At 35.5% G+C, this 19817-nt stretch carries 16 protein-coding genes; 13 read left to right on the plus strand and 3 right to left on the minus strand.

Features of this window, described 5'->3' with window-relative positions; translation table 11 throughout:
• Window positions 1–419: 419 nt before the first annotated feature.
• From ACHRV5_RS17080 to ACHRV5_RS17100, 5 genes are all read left to right on the plus strand, one after another.
• A complete protein-coding gene (locus tag ACHRV5_RS17080) occupies window positions 420–1349 on the plus strand; it encodes an alpha/beta hydrolase (RefSeq protein WP_395427558.1) in 930 nt (309 codons plus the stop codon).
• An 813-nt stretch (window positions 1350–2162) separates the two neighbouring features.
• Entirely contained in the window at window positions 2163–2477 is a 315-nt protein-coding gene (locus ACHRV5_RS17085) for a hypothetical protein (protein WP_230002310.1), read from the plus strand.
• Window positions 2478–2560: 83 nt separating this feature from the next.
• Complete coding sequence (locus ACHRV5_RS17090; protein WP_395427559.1) at window positions 2561–3124, plus strand: 2'-5' RNA ligase family protein; 564 nt, start codon at window positions 2561–2563, stop codon at window positions 3122–3124.
• Window positions 3125–3516: 392 nt separating this feature from the next.
• Entirely contained in the window at window positions 3517–4440 is a 924-nt protein-coding gene (locus tag ACHRV5_RS17095; protein WP_395427560.1) for a helix-turn-helix domain-containing protein, read from the plus strand.
• Between the two features lie 157 nt (window positions 4441–4597).
• Complete coding sequence (locus ACHRV5_RS17100; protein ID WP_395427561.1) at window positions 4598–5362, plus strand: SDR family oxidoreductase; 765 nt, start codon at window positions 4598–4600, stop codon at window positions 5360–5362.
• Window positions 5363–5444: 82 nt separating this feature from the next.
• On the opposite strand, the gene ACHRV5_RS17105 is transcribed toward ACHRV5_RS17100, so the two are convergent.
• From ACHRV5_RS17105 to ACHRV5_RS17115, 3 genes are all read right to left on the minus strand, one after another.
• Complete coding sequence (locus ACHRV5_RS17105) at window positions 5445–5918, minus strand: PepSY-like domain-containing protein (RefSeq protein WP_395427562.1); 474 nt, start codon at window positions 5916–5918, stop codon at window positions 5445–5447.
• Between the two features lie 78 nt (window positions 5919–5996).
• A complete protein-coding gene (locus ACHRV5_RS17110; protein ID WP_395427563.1) occupies window positions 5997–6695 on the minus strand; it encodes a LytR/AlgR family response regulator transcription factor in 699 nt (232 codons plus the stop codon).
• The gene (locus tag ACHRV5_RS17115) at window positions 6695–7732 is read right to left on the minus strand and encodes a sensor histidine kinase (RefSeq protein ID WP_047777211.1); all 1038 of its coding nucleotides are present in this window, start codon (window positions 7730–7732) and stop codon (window positions 6695–6697) included. Before ACHRV5_RS17115 ends, ACHRV5_RS17110 begins: the two co-directional genes overlap by 1 nt.
• Window positions 7733–7896: 164 nt before the next feature.
• Here ACHRV5_RS17115 and ACHRV5_RS17120 point away from each other — a divergent pair, with 164 nt between their 5' ends.
• From ACHRV5_RS17120 to ACHRV5_RS17155, 8 genes are all read left to right on the plus strand, one after another.
• On the plus strand, window positions 7897–9282 hold the full coding sequence (locus ACHRV5_RS17120) for a TolC family protein (protein ID WP_047777210.1): 1386 nt from the start codon (window positions 7897–7899) through the stop codon (window positions 9280–9282).
• A 12-nt stretch (window positions 9283–9294) separates the two neighbouring features.
• Window positions 9295–12579: an efflux RND transporter permease subunit gene (locus ACHRV5_RS17125; protein WP_047777209.1), complete on the plus strand. Its 3285-nt coding sequence runs from the start codon at window positions 9295–9297 to the stop codon at window positions 12577–12579.
• Window positions 12569–13657, plus strand: coding sequence for an efflux RND transporter periplasmic adaptor subunit (locus tag ACHRV5_RS17130; protein ID WP_395427565.1), 1089 nt, complete (start codon window positions 12569–12571; stop codon window positions 13655–13657). Before ACHRV5_RS17125 ends, ACHRV5_RS17130 begins: the two co-directional genes overlap by 11 nt.
• A 460-nt stretch (window positions 13658–14117) precedes the next feature.
• Complete coding sequence (locus ACHRV5_RS17135; RefSeq protein WP_395427566.1) at window positions 14118–15995, plus strand: hypothetical protein; 1878 nt, start codon at window positions 14118–14120, stop codon at window positions 15993–15995.
• A 454-nt stretch (window positions 15996–16449) separates the two neighbouring features.
• Window positions 16450–17250: an AraC family transcriptional regulator gene (locus tag ACHRV5_RS17140; RefSeq protein ID WP_395427567.1), complete on the plus strand. Its 801-nt coding sequence runs from the start codon at window positions 16450–16452 to the stop codon at window positions 17248–17250.
• A 463-nt stretch (window positions 17251–17713) separates the two neighbouring features.
• Window positions 17714–18142 carry a DoxX family membrane protein gene (locus ACHRV5_RS17145; RefSeq protein WP_395427568.1) on the plus strand — a complete coding sequence of 143 codons (429 nt, stop codon included), beginning with the start codon at window positions 17714–17716 and terminating at the stop codon, window positions 18140–18142.
• 12 nt (window positions 18143–18154) lie between these two features.
• Window positions 18155–18499, plus strand: a complete 345-nt coding sequence (locus ACHRV5_RS17150) for a cupin domain-containing protein (RefSeq protein ID WP_395427569.1) — start codon at window positions 18155–18157, stop codon at window positions 18497–18499.
• 161 nt (window positions 18500–18660) lie between these two features.
• A complete protein-coding gene (locus ACHRV5_RS17155) occupies window positions 18661–19806 on the plus strand; it encodes a putative phage abortive infection protein (protein ID WP_395427571.1) in 1146 nt (381 codons plus the stop codon).
• Window positions 19807–19817 lie beyond the last annotated feature (11 nt).

Genomic DNA, 19817 nt, shown 5'->3' on the forward strand with positions numbered 1-19817 from the left:
TTAATTCTTAAAATTTTACAACTCTCGACATTTCAACTTCATCAATTATGCTCAATACAACTTCTTTGTTCAATGGATCAAAACCAGAATAGAAACAAAAAAATGTAATCGATTGCACAAATATACCTTTAAATCTTTATATTCCAAATAAATTGCGTAAAAAATTAATTTAGGCTTTTAAATAAATACATTGTATAGAAAATATTACGCTAAATTACATATTAAACAATATATTTGTTAAATAGCAATATGTGGAAATAATCCGTTTCAGGTATAAAAATTGTACCAGATTCGCTTCTTAAACATTCATATTGAACATTTACTGGTTTATACTGCTTCACTGCGAATACTGCAGGCTTTCTAAAAATGCAAATCTGAATTTAATCCTAAAAAAATAGTACAACTAAACACTTCTAAAATTGAAAAACTACCTCTTAAAAAAAACAGTCTTATCTCTCTTCCTACTCTTAGGAATACTAAATCAAATACAAGCGCAAAATCAGATAATCCCGCTTTGGAAGACCATTCCCGGCGAAATTAAAGCAGCCGATTATAAAGAAAACGAAACTGAAAAGGACGGAAAAGTACAAAGCAGCAGTATGGTTACGATCCCTACTTTAACGGTCTTTTTACCCAAAGAAATCAAGCCAAATCAAACGGCGGTAATTATTCTTCCGGGTGGTGGATATTCGCATTTGGCCATTGCAAAAGAAGGCACAAAAGTCGCGGAATGGTTTACTTCTATGGGAATTGTGGCTTTTGTTCTCAAATACAGATTACCCAGTGATTTAATCATGAAAGATAAAGCGATTGGTCCTTTGCAGGATGCACAGGAGTCTGTACGTTACGTGCGACAAAATGCAGCGAAATGGAATATTGATACAACTAAAATTGGAATCATGGGTTTTTCGGCCGGTGGTCATCTGGCTTCCACACTCGCAACACATTATGAGGAGAAAGTATACGAAACAGCATCAAAAGTAAGTGCGCGTCCGGATTTTTCGCTTTTAATATATCCTGTAATTTCAATGCAAAACGAAATAACACACAAAGGTTCTCAAACGAATTTATTAGGTACAACTCCGTCCTCTGCATTAATCGATTCTTTTTCTAATGAAAAGAGGGTCACTGCCCAGTCTCCACCAGCCTTTTTAGTGCATGCAACAGATGATGAAGTGGTCTTGCCGGAGAATAGTATTAATTACTATTTGGCTCTTAAAAAAAATAAAGTTACCGCTGAGTTACATTTATATGAAAAAGGAGGTCATGGCTTTGGGTTGGGTGTGAATGGCACCAGTAAATATTGGACAAAAGATTGTGAGGAATGGTTAAAGAGTAATGGATACTGATCATGTCAAAAAGTTGCGTGGAAGTAAAAATCTCGCAAAGTCGCAAAATCGCAAAGTTTTAATGAAAAAATGGAAAAAAAACTTTGAAACTCCATGACATAAGAGAAACCCAAAGTGAGAAAGAGTAAAACTAAAAATAAGAAGAAAAAACTTTGCGACTTGGCGTCTTTGCGAGATCCTCAAATCGAGAAGTGCGGAAATTGGCACTGAAAAACTTGCGCAGAAAAAGTATAAGACTTAGTAATTATAATATAAAGTGAATTTCAAAAAATTACTCCAAAACTTTTAGACTTAATTCACGGATACAGCAACTAAACAAAAAAAGTCTATAGATTTGATGAAACAACCAAATCTATAGACTATAGAAAAAATAAACCTTATTGTATTATTTTGATTTTATACAAAGCTATCCACACTAAAATGAATAGGTCCAATTTTCTTTCTTAACTAAATGTTTTTCTCCAAAAAAACAATAACAATCGAAGGGTAAATACTGTCTTAAGAGGCATGAAACCTACTAAACTGCCGACTTCTGTTACGCAAATTTATGTCGTACTTTTGAGAATAGCTTACGGTTTCCCACATTTGCTTCATTCTTTTTGATTTATTTACATTTCAGAAACCTTAATTTGTTGTATCAGATCAACTTAAGACTTACGCTTTAACAAATAATTTAACACATGTACTAATCAGATACACCAACACTAAAAACTGCCAACTGTGCCTGTGACTGAAAACTCATTTAATTTTCTTATTCCAGATTAAGTTCAAACCAGTATTTAACTGATACATTTGTATTATAAAATAAAGATTATGAAGACACTTGAATTCTTAATACTCGGAAAAAACGAAGCAATTTTACCCATCCTACTCCGACTTGTAAATGCAAATGACAACTGGAATGCGGTAGCTTTTAATGACGAAAAATTAGCACAGGATTACTTTCTGAATACTAAAATAGACCTGGTTTTATTAAGTTCCGGAATAGAAGATCATGTCGAAAAAGAATTCACTGCTTTCTGCCTAAAAAACCAGCCGGAAGTAGAAGTAATTGAACATTTTGGCGGTGGAAGCGGGTTATTGCAATCTGAAATACTACACCGATTGCATCTTAAAGGAAAATTATAAATTCATTTCTCTTTTTTCAGATGATCAAAAATCGATAATACTTCAATTTATATTTTAAATTTGCACGTTCCAAACCTGTCTAAATGATGAAGAAATATTCTGTTGTTATTTATCCTTCGCAAGCAGTTATTGCTGCTATAAAAACAATGAAGGAGCTTCTGAAAACTAAAATTGATTGGTACAGCAGTTGCAACTCAGTAGCACACATCACTATTTGTGAATTTTCTTTAAGTGAATCGGAAATAGATAAAGTCAAACAAAAACTTTTTAAAGTTTGCGATACGTTTACGCCTTTTCAGGTCAGTCTTAATCATTTTGGTGCTTATGAAAATAGTGGTGCTTTCTTTATCGCTCCCCATGAAAATTCGAAAAAAGGCCTCAAACCGATTATGAAAAAAACGCAGGAAACATTGAGATCCTTAAAACTAAAAAAAAGCGACGATCCTCATCTATCAATCGGTAGAAAATTAACTCCTGAAAACTTAAAAATTGCTTCACAACTTTTCACCACAATTGATCTTGATTTTTTGTGTTGTGAAATTGTTTTGCGAGAACTTGATCCGATAAAAAAGCAGTTTTTTGTAATTGATACTTTTAGTTTTAATGGGAATGAAGTTCCTGAGTTTGTACAAGGGAGTTTGTTTTAACCGCAAAGTTTGCGAGGGGTTTACGCAAAGTGGATTACTTTTTTACTCGCTTATTTATGAAGCCGCAATGAATAGTTGTGTAAATATGTCAAGGATGATGGGCATTTTCATGGTTTTTTGTATTCCTCGTTTTCGCAAAAATACTCGTAATCGTGTCATTTCGACGAAGGAGAAATCACATCCAATATTCGACAAAGATTGGCGATTTTCTTTACGGAATTTCTTGTGTGATTTCTCATTCTTCGAAATGACAAAAAAAACGCAAAATCGATCTACAAAACACATAAGGTTTAGCAACCCCCAACCTGAAACTTGAAACCTGAAACTTGAAACTTCAAACGAAAAAAAACCGCTCCTCATTTTTTCGTATATTTGATTTTTACAACTCCCACATGAAAACACTAGATTCATTTTACCAGGATATCACAGAAGGTTCCGCAGTAGAACCGGGTTCTTTATTACCGAATGGAATTAAAAAAGAAATTGGTCATTTTAATGTGTTCAATATTAAGGAAGTTTTAGAAAGACTTCAGGGAAAAGCCATTATGCCTTATGACCGAAGAGCGTATTATAAAATTAGCTTGATAAAAGGCAAAAACAGAGCCGAATATGCCGACAAAATCATTGAAATTGAGCAGTATGCACTTTTGTTCGCCACTCCTAAAATTCCTTATAATTATCTCCCTCAAGACACCAATCAATCGGGGCAGTTTTGTGTGTTTACCAATGAATTTTTATCCAAAAACAAAAGCGGAATTGATCTCGATGAACTTCCTATTTTTGCGACAGACGGGTACCCGATTTTTCAAATTTCGCATGAAGAAGTTGCCGAAGTCGAATTGATATTCAACAAAATACAAAAAGAAATCAATTCCGACTATGCGTACAAATACGATTTGATCCGAAATTATGTAGCCGAATTAATTCACTTTGGACAAAAACTGCAACCTATAACAGCCTTGTATTCTAAACACAATTCAGCAGCACGAGTTTCTTCGCTGTTTGCCGAATTATTAGAAAGACAATTCCCAATAGAATCTCCGCATCAGCGACTTACACTGAGAACAGCAAAAGATTTTGCCAATCGATTATCCGTTCACGTAAACCATCTTAACAAAGTTTTAAAAGAAAATACTGGAAAAACCACGACCGAATTAATCAGTAACCGTCTGACAAACGAGGCCAAAACCCTCTTAAAACAAACAGATTGGAATATCTCTGAAATTGCTTACTCATTAGGTTTTGAAGAACTGGCCCATTTCTCTAATTTTTTCAAAAAACAAACCTCCTTTACCCCCTTAGCATTCCGATCTTAAAAATATTTCCAGTTACAATTTTGGAATTTGGAATTTGAATATTGGAATTTGATTTTCTTTGAATTTCGCAACTATCGGTTTGATATTTACAATTCCCCACCACTACTTCGCTCCTACCTTTGCCTAATCAATTTAATATAACAAAAACAATTATAAAATGGCAGCACACACAAAAATCGCCTTAGTAACTGGCGGAAGCAGAGGTTTAGGAAAAAACATGGCATTGGCTATAGCAAAAAAAGGAATCGATGTTATTCTGACTTATAACAGTAAAAAAGAAGAAGCAGAAACTACCGTAAAGGAAATAGAAAGCCTAGGTCAGAAAGCGGTAGCGATTCAATTGAATGTCTCGAAATCAGATACTTTTGATTCTTTTTTAGGAGAAGTACAAACGGCTTTAAAAGACACTTTTCATACAGACAAATTTGATTTCCTGGTAAACAACGCCGGAATCGGAATTCACAAACCTTATATTGAAACTACAGAAGCTGATTTTGACGAGTTGAGCAACATTCAATTTAAAGGGCCTTTTTTCCTGACTCAAAAAGCACTCGCCAGCATGAATGACGGTGGTGGAATTGTAAATATTTCAACGGGACTGGCTCGATTTTCATTCCCCGGTTATGCTGCATATGCTGCGATGAAAGGAGCTATGGAAACCTTAACTAAATATCAGGCAAAAGAATTAGGCGCCAGAAAAATCAAAGTAAATATAGTCGCTCCAGGCGCAATCGAAACTGATTTTGGACATGGAGCCGTACGAGACAATGAACAATTGAACCAACACATCGCTTCACTAACGGCTTTGGGAAGAGTTGGTTTACCGGATGATATTGGAGGCGTTGTAGCCTTTTTATGTACAGAAGATGCTCGCTGGGTCAATGCACAACGCATTGAAGTTTCAGGCGGGATGAACTTATAATATTTTATAAAAAATAAAACCCGACAGGTTTAAAAAAACTGTCGGGTTTGGGTAATATAATTGAGTTAGTAAGAATTCTTTTTTAATCTTTTTGAATGATGACGTCAAAACCTCCGTTTTTATCAAAAACGACATCGTAGAATTTTGTCTTTTTTTCTATTCCGACTTCATACGTTGTTTTGTTTTTGTCATCTACCACTATTGCAATTTCGCGAATGGCTTTTGCCGGATAATTCTGTTTCAGATACGCTTGTGCTTTTGGTGGAAGCTGGCTTAACGGAATCTGTGTTTCAGTCGCTTTTAAATTTCCTAAATTATCATAAACGGCAAGGGCTTTTGTCTTTGTTGTAAGATTGAATTTTGCCTCATACCTAATTTCATCATTATCATCACCTACATATTCCATCGCCCACACGGCTGTTTTATTCGGATATTGTTTTTCAAAAGCAAAACGAACTACTTCCGGTGGCGTTACAACTTCTTTCATCATAATGCCCTCTTGTGCCATCAAATAACCACTACCTAGAAAAATAAAAAGTAATAAAACGTTTTTCATGATTTCAACTATTAAATTAAGACCCAATCCAATAACGTAATGAAAGTACTACTTTAAAATGAATAACAAATGAATTTTTTATTTTTTTAATCGATCGGATAACTCTCTTTTATAAGTAATTCCAATCGGTAATTTTTCTTTTTTAATGCTCACAAAATCTTTCTCAGTGCTTTCAATTTTATCGAGCGAAACGATATACGATTTGTGAATTCGCATAAAATTCTTTTCCGGAAGGCATTTCTCTAATTCTGTTGTGGTAATAGAGGCTAAATAGGTCTTTTTGGTGGTATGTAACTTCACATAATTACCAAAACTCTGTGCGTACAAAAGCTGCTCTAATACAATCTCAACAAAATAACCGTCTACTTTCACACTTACCGAACTAACGATTGCTTCCTCTTCTTTTTCCTTTACATTTTCTGTGGCAAAAAAACGATCAATTGCTTTTAGAAATCTGGGAAAATAGATGGGTTTTAAAAGATAATCTATTACGCCATAATCATAACTTTCGAGTGCAAATTCAGAGTAAGCCGTAGTCAAAATAGTCTTCGGATGTGTCGGAAGAATCTTCAACAATTCCATTCCTGAAATCTCTGGCATGTTGATGTCTAAGAACATTAAATCGACTTTGTTTTCACGCAGATAATCCATTGTTTCAATGCCATTATAACCTTGAAAAACAAGTTCCAATTGTGGGTTTTGCTTGATATAATTCGCCAGTACATAATGTGCTGCCGGCTCATCATCAACAATAATGCATTTTTTGGGTTCTCTCATTAAACAAACTTTTTCAATTGTACTTTTAAATCAACGATATAGGTATTTTTATCATCCTGAATGTCCAATTTATAGTCTTTCCCATAAATCAGATTCAAACGCTCAATCGTATTTTTCAAACCAATTTTAGTCGAAACCACGTCTGTTTTTTTCTTGGGAATAGAATTAACCACATGCAAATGTAATAACCCATTTTCGACCGTCACAATAATCCTGACAAAACATTTCTCAATAGCACAGGTTCCATGTTTAAAGGCATTTTCAATAAAAGCAATCAACAACATTGGCGAAACTTTATAGGCGTTTTCGTTGTCAATTTTACAATCGTATGTAATCTCACAACGGTAGCCTACCCGCTCTTTTTCAAGCTGCACGTAACTGTTTATAAATTCCAACTCTTCTTCTAAAGATACGCATTGTTTGTTGTTACTCTCCAGCTGATAGCGCATTAATTGCGACACTTTCATAATCAAATCCGGTGTTCTGTCGGGAAATTCTAAACTGATTCCGTAAAGTGTATTAAACGTATTGAATAAAAAGTGCGGATTCAATTGTCCTTTCAAAGAATTCAACTGCATTTGGTTGAATAATAACGTTTCGTCTGTTTGTTTTTTGTGAATCCTATAAAACTTAAAAACAATGATCGGACTCAAAATGCAGACCAGTGTCCCCAATACACTGGCCAGCTGATATACATAACTTCTTTGATGTGAATTTTGATACAAACGACAATTGCTGAACATGTCGAGCCTAGTTAATTCGTATAAAACAAGCGAAAAAACAAACACCCCGAACAAGGTCAAAAAGATATACGTTAAAGGCCTTTTGGTTCTGAAAAGTATCGGCAACAGAAAAAAGCGATTGAACTGCGCATGCATATACAAAACGCAGTAGAAAAAAATCCCCATTAAAATAGAAGTCGCTGAACTAAATAACATCCAGTCGTTTTTTAATGTATAAATCGTAAAGGAAAAGGCAACAACGGCAATCTCCTGCCACCATTTGTTATCCAACATATTTTCCAGCTTCTTATTCATACTTACTTCTTAAATAGTTTACAAAGTACGAACAAATATTTAATTTTTATTTCCATTAAATGACAAATTCAATTGGTCATTTACTAGTGTCTTACATCATTTAAGATGACAAAAATCATCGAAAGTAAAATAATTTTGGTAGATCATTTTACACTTTGAGTTATATGTATTTCAAAAAAATTACTTTATTATTTTTCTTGATTTTTGCCTCAATCGGTCATTCACAAACCTTGTCTTTAAAAGAAGCCCTAAAGACTGGTCTTGAAAACTACGGATCAATCAAAGCAAAAAACAACTACGCCAGCGCTTCTCGGGAAACGCTCAAACAATCCCGCCGTGATTATCTGCCCAATTTAAATTTATCTGCGCAACAAGATTACGGAACTGTCAACGGACAGAATGGCCCGCTCTATGGTTTTGGAGGTCTCGGAGTCGCTTCGTCTGGATTACCGCTTCCGCAGCAAAACTGGAACTCTGCATTTGGTGCTCTTTATTTGGTTAACATGAACTGGGATTTTTTCACCTTTGGAAAAACACAGGAAAAAATCAATTTATCTAAAATTGATGTTCAGGCAAAAGAAAAGGATTTAAATCAGGAAAAATTCCAACAGGAAATCAAAATTTCGGCAGCCTATTTAAATTTATTGGCAAGTCAAAGATTATTGATTTCACAGCAAAAAAATCTGGTTCGTGCAGAAGTTTTCAAAAAAACGGCCGCTGCCAGAGTTAAAAATGGATTGTTAGCCGGTGTAGATTCTACTTTGGCAACAGCGGAAGTCTCTAAAGCCAAAATTGCTTTAAATCTTGCCCGAAACTTCGTAAAAGAACAAAACAATAAATTAGTCGATTTGATGGGAGTTGCTCCTCAGGATTTTATTGCTGATACGCTTTTTGTTACTCAAATTCCAAAAGAGCTTATAACCAATAATCCTTCAACAGACAGTCTTCACCCTTTATTGCAACTTTATAAAACCAGAATCGATTACAGCAATCAACAGGTTAAATTGTACAAACGATTTTACTATCCGACCATGAGTGCTTTTGGTATTTTACAAACACGAGCCTCAGGATTTGACTCTTCTTATGCGGCTGACCAAACCGCTTTTAGCAGAAATTATTGGGATGGTGTAAATCCGGATCGTAGTAATTATTTGGTTGGAGTTGGAATTACGTGGAATTTAACAACACCATTCAGATCCAGCAAACAAGTCAGTGCGCAGAAATTTGTTTCTCAAGCTTTACAGGAAGAATACAATCAAGCCGACAGAGAATTAAAATCGCAATTGACTTTTGCCGAAGATAAAATCAAAATTACACTCGACAATTATGTAGAAGCTCCGATTCAGGTTAAAGCAGCTGCTCAGGCGTATTTGCAAAAATCGACTTTGTACAAAAACGGCTTAACCGATCTGACGGACTTAACACAGACCATTTACACCCTAAACCGTGCTGAAATTGACCGTGATATTGTCAACAATAATGTCTGGCAGTCTTTTTTATTGAAAGTAGCCGCAACTGGTAATTTTGACTTATTTATGAACGAATTTTAACTATAGAACCAAATGAATTTAATACGTTTTGCACTCCGCAAACCCATATCTATATTGGTAATGGTTGCCGGCCTATTTTTCTTCGGAATTGGCGCCATCAAAGACATTAAGGTAGATATTTTGCCTAAGATGAATTTACCGGTTATCTATATTGCACATCCGTTTGGAGGATATACTCCGGATCAGATGGAAGCTTATTTTGCCAAGAATTATGTGAATATTTTACCTTTTGCCAATGGTGTAAAATCGGTAGAAACCAAGAATGTTCAGGGGTTAATGATTATGAAATTAACCTATTACGAAAACACCAACATGGCTCAGGCGGCAGCCGAACTGAGTGCGTTATCCAACAGGATTCAGGCGGCATTTCCTCCGGGAACCCAGCCTCCGTTTATCATTCGTTTTGATGCTTCTTCCTTGCCTATTGGTCAATTGGTTTTGAGCAGTAAAATCAGATCCAATAACGAATTGCAGGATTTAGCCAACGTTTATGTTCGTGCTTCTTTTACTTCCATTCCCGGTTTGTTATCACCTGCCCCTTTTGGAGGAAGTCCGAGAACCGTTGAAGTAAATGTAGATCCGGATTTATTGCGTTCGCACAATATGACGCCCGATCAGATTGTAGAAGCCATTCGATTAAACAATCAAACTGCTCCTTCGGGAAATGTTAGAATTGGTGACAAAAACTATATTACACCAACCAACAATACGATTCGAGATATTAAGGATTTTGAGCAAATTCCGTTATTCAAAGGTGGCGTTCAAAACTTAAAATTAGGTGATGTTGCGACCGTAAAAGACGGTGCCGATATTACCAACGGTTATGCTTTGGTAAACGGTAAACGTTCTGTTTATATTAGTATTGCGAAAGCAGGAGATGCTTCTACGTGGGATGTGGTTCAGAAATTGAAAGCAGAACTTCCAAAAATTCAAAGCACTCTTCCCGAAGATGTAAAACTATCTTATGAATTTGATCAATCTGTTTATGTAATCAATTCCGTTAAAAGTTTAATTACGGAAGGAATTATCGGAGCCGTTTTAACCGGATTAATGGTTTTACTTTTCCTTGGAGACAAACGTGCTGCTTTGATTGTAATTTTAACGATTCCAATTTCGATTATTTCCGGTGTTTTGTTCTTGAAGTTATTCGGACAAACCATCAACTTAATGTCTTTAAGCGGATTGGCACTGGCCATTGGAATTTTGGTGGATGAAAGTACCGTAACCATCGAAAATATCCATCAGCACCTCGATATGGGAAAACCCAAGGCGCTCGCCATTTGGGATGCCTGTCAGGAAATTGCATTGCCTAAATTATTGATCTTACTTTGTATTCTGGCTGTATTTGCTCCGGCATTTACCATGGTTGGAATTCCGGGAGCTTTGTTCTTGCCCTTGGCTTTAGCAATCGGATTCTCGATGGTCTTTTCTTTTTTACTTTCTCAGACTTTTGTTCCTGTAATGGCCAACTGGCTCATGAAAGGACATCCTGTACACGAACACGATCCAAGCATTACCGATGATGAAGCGGAATTTAATGAATGCGGTCTGACACCTGAATCTGAGCGAGATTTGATTTCTCAGAAAAAGGTAATGGTTGAAAGAGACGACACCAATAGAGATGGTAAAATAAGCACCTTTGAACGTTTCAGAATCCGATTTATGAAAACGCTGGATCGTTTGCTTCCACATAAAAAAGCAACCAGTCTGATCTATCTTATCGGAATCACCGTACTCGCGCTAGTATTTTTAAATTTTATTGGAAAAGATGTTTTCCCTAAAGTAAATTCGAGTCAATTTCAGTTGAGAATGCGCGCCGCAGACGGAACCCGTATCGAACGCACTGAAGAGAAAGCCATATTGATTTTGAAAGAAATCAATAAAATGGTTGGTAAAGAACATGTCGGAATCAGCTCTGTATATGTGGGGCAACACCCTTCTCTATTCTCCATCAACCCGATTTATCTTTTTACTGCGGGTCCACACGAAGCTGTTTTTCAGGTGAGTTTGAAAGAATACCATGTTGACATGGATGAATTTAAAGACGATTTGAGAGCAAGAATCAAAAAAATCCTTCCCGATGTAAAATTGACTTTTGAACCAATTGAACTTACAGACAAAGTATTGAGCCAAGGTTCACCGACTCCAATCGAAATTCGAATTGCTGGAAAGGACAAAAAAAGAAATGAACTTTATGCCAGTCAAATTGTCGAAAAACTTCAAAAGATAGCTTATTTCAGAGATGTACAAATCGGACAGCCGATTCATTATCCTGCTTTGAATATTGATATTGACAGAACGCGTGCAGCAGAATTAGGAGTGGATATGAATGATATTTCGAGATCCCTTATTGCCTCAACTTCTTCTTCGAGATACACCGAAAAAAACACCTGGATAGATGAAAAAACAGGTTTATCGGTTGCGGTTCAGGTACAAGTTCCACTTAGTCAAATGAAAAGTAAAACCGATATCGGAGAAATTCCGGTATTAAAAAACTCACTTCGTCCTGTATTAAGCGATGTGGCCAAAATTACACCGGGCTTTGTAAATGGTGAAAATGACAATTTAGGGGCTATGCCATACATTACCGTTACAGCCAACATCCACCAAACCGATTTAGGTACGGCGACAAAAGATGTAGCTGCAACAATAAATTCATTGGGTGAATTACCGCGGGGATTATTCATTTCTCCCATTGGTTTAAGTACTGTATTAAGCGAAACATTAAGTAGTTTACAAGTTGGGTTATTGGTTGCCATCATGGTAATCTTCTTAATGTTGGCCGCTAATTTTCAGTCGTTCAAAGTATCGTTGGTGATTTTAACAACTGTTCCGGCGGTAGTTTTGGGAGCTTTGTTAATGCTTACCCTTACTGGTTCAACCCTAAATTTACAATCGTATATGGGAATCATCATGTCGGTTGGAGTTTCGATTGCCAATGCGGTTTTACTGGTTACCAATGCCGAACAATTACGCAAACGAAATGGCAATGCACTGGAATCTGCCCGTGAAGCGGCAGCCTTGCGTCTACGTCCGATTATCATGACTTCTGTAGCGATGATTGCGGGAATGTTACCAATGGCAATTGGTCATGGCGAAGGTGGCGATCAGGTTTCTCCTTTGGGAAGAGCGGTTATCGGCGGGTTGTTATTCTCGACTTTTGCAGTATTGCTAATCTTACCGTTAATTTTTGCCTGGGCACAGGAACATACCACAACACAATCCGTTTCATTAGATCCGGAAGACGAAGAAAGCATCCATTATATCTCAACACTAAAACCAAAAAATGAAAAATAAAATCATACAATCGACCGCACTATTTTTTGCAGCCCTGTTTTTTCTAAACAGTTGTAACTCCAAAAAAGAAGAAACTGTTACCGCAGAAATCGAACCTAAAACAGCGACTTTTCTTTTAGCAAAAGAAAAACTAACCACCGAATTGCGCTTGCCGGCCGAATTAACCGGTTTTCAGCAAGTAGATTTGTATGCTAAAGTGAGTAGTTTTGTTAAAACACTAAAAGTAGATATAGGATCAGAAGTAAAAAAAGGACAGCTATTGATTGTTCTGGAAGCTCCTGAAATCAGTTCACAACTCGCCGCAGCCGAATCGAGATTAAAATCGATGGAAGCAATTTATGCCACCAGTAAAAGCACCTACAACCGTTTGTACGAAACAAGCAAAGTAGAAGGAACAATTTCTAAAAACGATTTAGAAATGGCAAGCGGAAAGAAAAATTCGGATTATGCACAATATCAAGCCGCAATTGCCGCTCATAAAGAAGTTTCAATCATGAGAGGTTATCTTGAAATCCGTGCCCCTTTTGATGGAATCGTTGCAGCAAGAAATGTCAACTTAGGAACATTTGTAGGCCCGGCAGGAAAAGGTTCTGATTTGCCTCTATTGACAATCCAGCAACAAGATAAATTGCGTTTGGCGGTTTCGATTCCGGAATTGTACACAGGATATTTACACCAAGGTGACGAAATGAGTTTTAATGTAAAATCATTACCAGATACTTTCAAAGCCAAAATTCAAAGAATGTCCGGAGCTTTAGACTTAAAACTACGTTCCGAGCGTGTAGAAATGGATGTACACAACACAAAAGGAAATTTATTACCCGGAATGGTTGCCGAAGTTCTTTTGCCGCTTAATGCAAAAGACAGCGCCTTTGTAGCACCAAAATCTGCTGTTGTAAATTCAGCCGAGGGTACATTTGTTATAAAAGTAGTCGATCATAAAGCTACAAGAATTAATGTCAAAAAAGGAAGAGAAATCGACGATAAAATTGAAATTTTCGGTGATTTGAATGCAAATGATAAACTGATCAAAATTGCCAGTGAAGAAATTAAAGAAGGTGATGTTGTGAATGAGTAGTCTTCGTTTTACTATTTTTTCTTAACCGCTAAGCACGCAAGGTTTAACTATAGCATTACTACTTCTTTTTAACATTATACTTAATTTTTTTTGCACGCAGATTTAGCAGATTCCACAGATTTTTTATAGGAGGTAAATAAGATCAGCCTAATCTGCTAAATCTGCGTGCAAAAGAAAATTTTTGCGAGCCTTGCGTAAACCCTTGCACACTTTGCGGTTAAAAACACAAAGCACATATTTTATTTAAAGCTTAAACCAAAAAGCCCTTGAAAACTTCTGTTTTTGAGGGCTTTTTTATTCTGACAAACCCATAAAAAATTGAATTAATTCCAGTACCCTCAACACTAAAAAATACTCATTTAGGAGTATTTCGAACAATTAACAAATGAACTAACTTCGTTATGATTATCCAATACCAACAGTAAACTTATAATTTAACTCCTGTCAAAAAAAACAAAAAATGATAAAAAAACTACTAAAATTAGTCGTACTATTTACAGCCACTTTATTGTTAATAGTATCCTGTTCCAAAAATGACGACGAAGAGACAACAACTCCGGAAACCCCAACATCCACTGTTCCTGTACTAGAGGATAATGTAAAAATTATTGATCAGACGAAGCTTCAACTTGATGTAACACCAGCTAAGATTGACGAAGGAATATATCAATTTACATTTACCGGTACGGCCCCAACTATTAAATCCGGAGATCTGATTGTAGGCGATCAGGGGGAAGGTTTTATACGAAACGTAACCGCATCAAAAGTAGATGGTAACACTATTACTTTACAAACCACTCAGGCCTCGATGGCGGATCTTTTTAAAGAAGGTGGCTTTAACTTTAGTTTAGATATGAATGATTTAACCCAAAAGAAAGCAGCTTCGGGGTTTTCTTATACCATTTCTAATCGGTCAATCTATCAAGAAGGCCCTTTGAGTATTGTGTTGAATAAAGGACAAATCGATTTTGATCCCAATTGGTTTTTTGATTTTAAATTTAATAAAACCGGTATAACCTTTTTTGAGCTCAGTGCCAAAAACGCAAAGCTTAATGGTGAACTTACTGCAACTGTGACAGCCGCTCAAGCCACAACCTTAGTCAATAAATCATCTTCAATATTAACTAATCCTAAGGCTTTTACAAAAGAACACACCATATGGGTACCAGCTGTTTTATTAGGTATAACGGTTCTTGTTCCCGTAAAAATTGTTGCAAAATTGGATTTAATACTGGATTATTCAGCAACTATTAATGCAGCTATTACACGTCAGACAACATTTGCTTCGACAAACACGTTTAATTTAGGAATACAGTACGCCAACGGGCAGTGGAATGACATCAATAGTTTTTCACCTGTAAACAAATTTACATTATCGCAGCGAACCGGAAATGCAAAAGCTACAATCAATCTTGCATTAACTCCTAAAGTAAGTTTTAGACTTTATGGTCAGGCGGGTCCCTATGCCTCTGTTAGTTTAATGGAACAATTATCAGGCGCAATAGCCTCACCTTCCTTAGATTGGGATTTTAAGGCTGATGTTTGGTTAAAGGCAACTGCAGGCGTGGAAATTGAAATTTTAGATTTCGATAAGCTAGACTACAATAAATCAATAGAAACCGAAAAATTATTCTATACAACTCCCTATAAAATTGAATCTGTATCGGGTAATAGCCAGGTTGGGGAAGCGGGGAAACAACTAAGTAATCCACTAAAGGTCAGAATCATTGACAATTTAGAAAAAATACAGTCCAACGTACCGGTTTATTTTAAAGTTGAAAGTGGTGGTGGTTCCGTTCAAACTTCCAGCATTATGACGGATGAAAATGGTTTCGCCCAAACCACATGGAAACTGGGAACATCCGGAGAGCAAGTCGTAACCGTTAGTGCAAAAAAAGGAGATGGAACAAATATCCTCGGAGTCCCTGTTACTTTTACAGCGCTATTTAAATCTCTTATTGGTACCTGGACTTTGATTTCGGCAACACCTGCTATTGGTACCTTCGTTCCGGATTATATACAATGTGTCGGTAACGGAGATATTGTAATGGAAGAAAATAGAATTAATAGCGGACAAATGATTGTTACAAAAGACGGAGGCCAAATAATATTTAATTCTACCCAAAAATACAATAATATTACCTACGACGATAAATGTAAAGTAACACAAGATTCGCCTGACACCTTTACTGAAGGAACAGATAACGCTGCTTTTACTTACGATGAAAAATCGTTTTTCATAAAAGATGTTGAATCCGGAACAATTGATACGTATACTTATACTTTACTCTCAGCAAATAAAGTAAGTGTACTGGGATGCGTGTTTGAACGAAAGTAACGGTAATTTTTTAAGTTTCAAGTTTCAAAGTTTCAAGTTTCAGGTTTCAAGTCTAAAGTTTCAGGTTTCAGGTTTCAAGCTTAACTGCAAGGTTCGCAAAGATTTTCTTTTGCACGCAGATTTAGCAGATTAAGCTGATCTTAATTACCTTAAAAAAAATCTGTGCAATCTGTGCAATCTGCTGATAGCGAACTGTCGAAGCAAATCTACATGCAAAAAAAAAGGCATAAAATTAAAAAGGATTTGTAATGCTGTAGTTAAACTTTGTGTGCGGTTAAACACTCAAAGCATGTCTCATTTCCTCCCTGAAACCTGAAACTTGAAACCTGAAACTTGAAACCTGAAACTTTAAACTTTAGACTTTAAACTTTAGACTTTAAAACCTGAAACAAAAAACTCCTCCATAAAACCTAAAATTTCCTACTTTTGATTAAAAGAACTCAATTCACTTCTCATGCAGGAAATGATTACCTTAAAAACATTCGATCAGGCAGTTGAACTAGCACAGCCAAGACGTGTCTTAAAATACGTTTTGATCTTTTGTACTGCTGGATCAGCAACAATTTCTGTAGACGAAAAGGAATTTATCCTAACTAAAAACTCCGTTCTGACCATTACTTCGGGGCAAATTCATTATTTCAAAAACAGTCAAAATGCAAAAGGATATATTTTAGAATTCACCTATAATTTCTTTTGTAAAGACGACACCGACATGGAATTGATTTTCCACAATGGTTTGTTTTGCCATTTTGCAATGAATGAAATGATTCGCGTTGACAACAGTGCCGTAATCATCAAAGAATTAGAAGAAATCGGAAAAGAATTAATCGAAACTCCGTATCAATACCTTATTTCGGTTCATAGTCGGATTGAATTAATTCTAATCGAAATCAACCGTACCAAAATCAATCGTGGCGACGAAATCTATAAACCCGACGCTTTGTTTCTTCACTTTTTAGAAACCGTTCTAAAAAACTTCGACAAGAACCTTTCAGTAACCGAAATCGCTACTTTAATCGGGACAACAGAATCTAAACTAAACGAACTCTCCAAACTTCACACCAATAAAACGGCTCAAAACGTCATTTTCGGATTAATCATTTCTGAGGCTAAACGACTTTTTAATTATGAGAAGTTGTCGGTCAAAGAAGTTGCTTACGCTTTGGGTTTTAATGATCCTTTTTATTTCTCTAATTTCTTCAAAAAACACACCAATATTTCTCCTAAATCTTATAAAGAAAAGGTACTGAACTAATAGTACATGCTTTTTCGGGAATTCTCTATTCTTTACAATCCAAGACTGTTACATCTTTGTATCAGAATCACAGCTAAACTATTTCGCTTAATTTTTTTAACACATAGAGACATAGATTTTTATTTTGAAAGACATATAAAAGATAAAACATTATTTCACAGAGCTATGATTTTTTAAACTAGTGAAACGCCTGATATCGATATAGCAGAACTATGTCTCTATGTGTTAAAAAAATTAAGCTCACAGTTTAGTTACAAATCAAATCATTAAAAAAACACAACTAAACTAGCACACTTTATCTGAAAGTTATTTTTAACACATAGAGACATAGATTTTTTATTTTCAAAGACATATAAAAGTTTCAATAGCTATGTTTCTTTAAACTAGTGAAACGCCTGCAATTAATATAGCAAAACTATGTCTCTATGTGTTAAAAAAATGTTTAGTTACAAACCAAATCATTATGAAAAAATATCAGGATCATGTCATTTTTCTATTACGAATGGCATTGGCAGCAGGATTTTCTTCTGCCGTTTTAAGTCGGTTGGGATTATTAGGAAAATATTCTTCCGGCTGGGGAAAGTTTTTAGCTTACGCCGAAGAAGTAAATTCTTTTGCACCAAAAAGCGCTATTCCAACAATCGCCGTTACCGCAACAACAGCCGAAGCACTTTTGGCAATTCTATTATTACTTGGCTACAAAACAAGATTAGCCGCAACCGGAGCCTCAATTCTAACTTTCTTATTTGCACTCGCAATGACCTATTCTTTTGGAATTAAAGACCCATTGGATTATTCCGTATTTGTATTCTCTATGGCCGCTCTTCTATTGTCAACCGTAGAACAATACCGATGGAGCTTAGATGAAATTTTAAACAATAAAACAAACTAAAAAACAATAAAAATGGAAAAACAAATCACAAGAACCAGCGAACTCAATTGGAAACCTTTAATCGAAGAAGGTGTAAATACAGCAGGAATTTCGGCAAAAATTCTATGTTTTGACCCAATTGCCAAAAGACCTACAGCCTTTCTATTAAAATTCGAATCCGGTTCCTCCTACCCCAATCACGTTCACCCTGCGGGAGAAGAAATCTTTGTTCTCGAAGGCGAAATTCGTTCCGGAAAAGATGAATTAAAAACAGGTGATTATTTGTATATGCCACCCGGAAGTACACATTCTGTATTTACTAAAACTGGCTGTACTTTGTTGTTTAAGGTTCCGGAGGAGGTTGTGATATTGAAATAAGAACCTTTTTAAGCCCTCAAAAAGACAAACTTTCTGGGGGCTTTTCTGTTTACAAAAAAGTTAATTACAAAAAAATCTTACTTTACGGTTTCTCGTAACCAAATTGATAAAATAATTTTTACATTTAACAAACTGAAATAATCCCAAATAAAAGATTTTAAATGACATTTTTCGCTAGTTTATGTTCTCTAATTGCAGCCATTGCATTGTTCTTTTCTGTATTCTTCCTATTTCATAACTCAAAGAAAAATCAAACGCAGAAAAAAAGCAAAACGATAATTATATCTTTACTGTTATTGAGTATTTGTTCCTTTTTCTTAGCAATTACATTAGATTTTACAAATGACTTATTAACTGAACCTCTTACTACGACAATAGATTATTCTAAAGTAGGCCCTTACGGCGACTTAATTGGTGGAATTTTAAACCCCCTTATTGCTTTTATTGGAATAATAGCTGCCTCACTTGCTTTTTATGCTCAATATCAAGCCAATCATCAAGTACAAGAACAATTTAAAATTCAACAATTTGAAAGCCAATTTTATGAAATGTTGCGATTACATAAAGACAACGTAAATGAGGTTTCTATTTCCGAAAAAAAAGTTCTTTACCAATCTTTCAGAAACAGTCAAACAGCACTAGTTGATATTAACGGGAGAAAAGCTTTCGAATACCACGTTAAGGAAATAGAACTATATTATAATGCTGCAAAAACTATCTTCAAAAAAGAAAATAATGAGTATTGGTTAAAAAAGGCCTATCACTTATATTTTTTCGGAATAAATAATGGCGGAACGAATAATTTCTACAGACCTTCCAATAGCAGACCTCCCAAAAACCCAACAGCAGAACAACAGTTTTACAATGAAATCGCAAAAGCAAATATTAAATTTAATACAGAGAAAATCGAAGGACATGCCACTTATTTAGCACACTTGTATAGGCATCTTTTTCAAATAGTAAAATTCGTTGCTAGTCAGCAAGAGAGTTTTATTTCTTACGAAGAAAAAAGAAAATATTTAAGAATCTTAAGAGCACAATTATCTAATCCGGAACAAGTAATGTTGTTCTACAACTGGAAATCCGGTTTTGGTTTTAAATGGGAACAATCCGAAAAAGATAAAAAAGACAATTCAAAACAAAATAGATTTTTTACTGATTATAGGATGATTCATAATGTCTATCAAGATATTCTTATTCAAGATTTTAATCTTACTGAAATTTTTGATTTAAAAGGCGATTTTAGAAAAGAGGAAGGGAAAGACCGTGATCCCTTATTTGAGTTTGAAGATTGGGATAATGATTAGTTATTTTTCAA

Source organism: Flavobacterium sp. FlaQc-52 (assembly GCF_044007495.1).
Classification (GTDB): domain Bacteria; phylum Bacteroidota; class Bacteroidia; order Flavobacteriales; family Flavobacteriaceae; genus Flavobacterium; species Flavobacterium cupriresistens.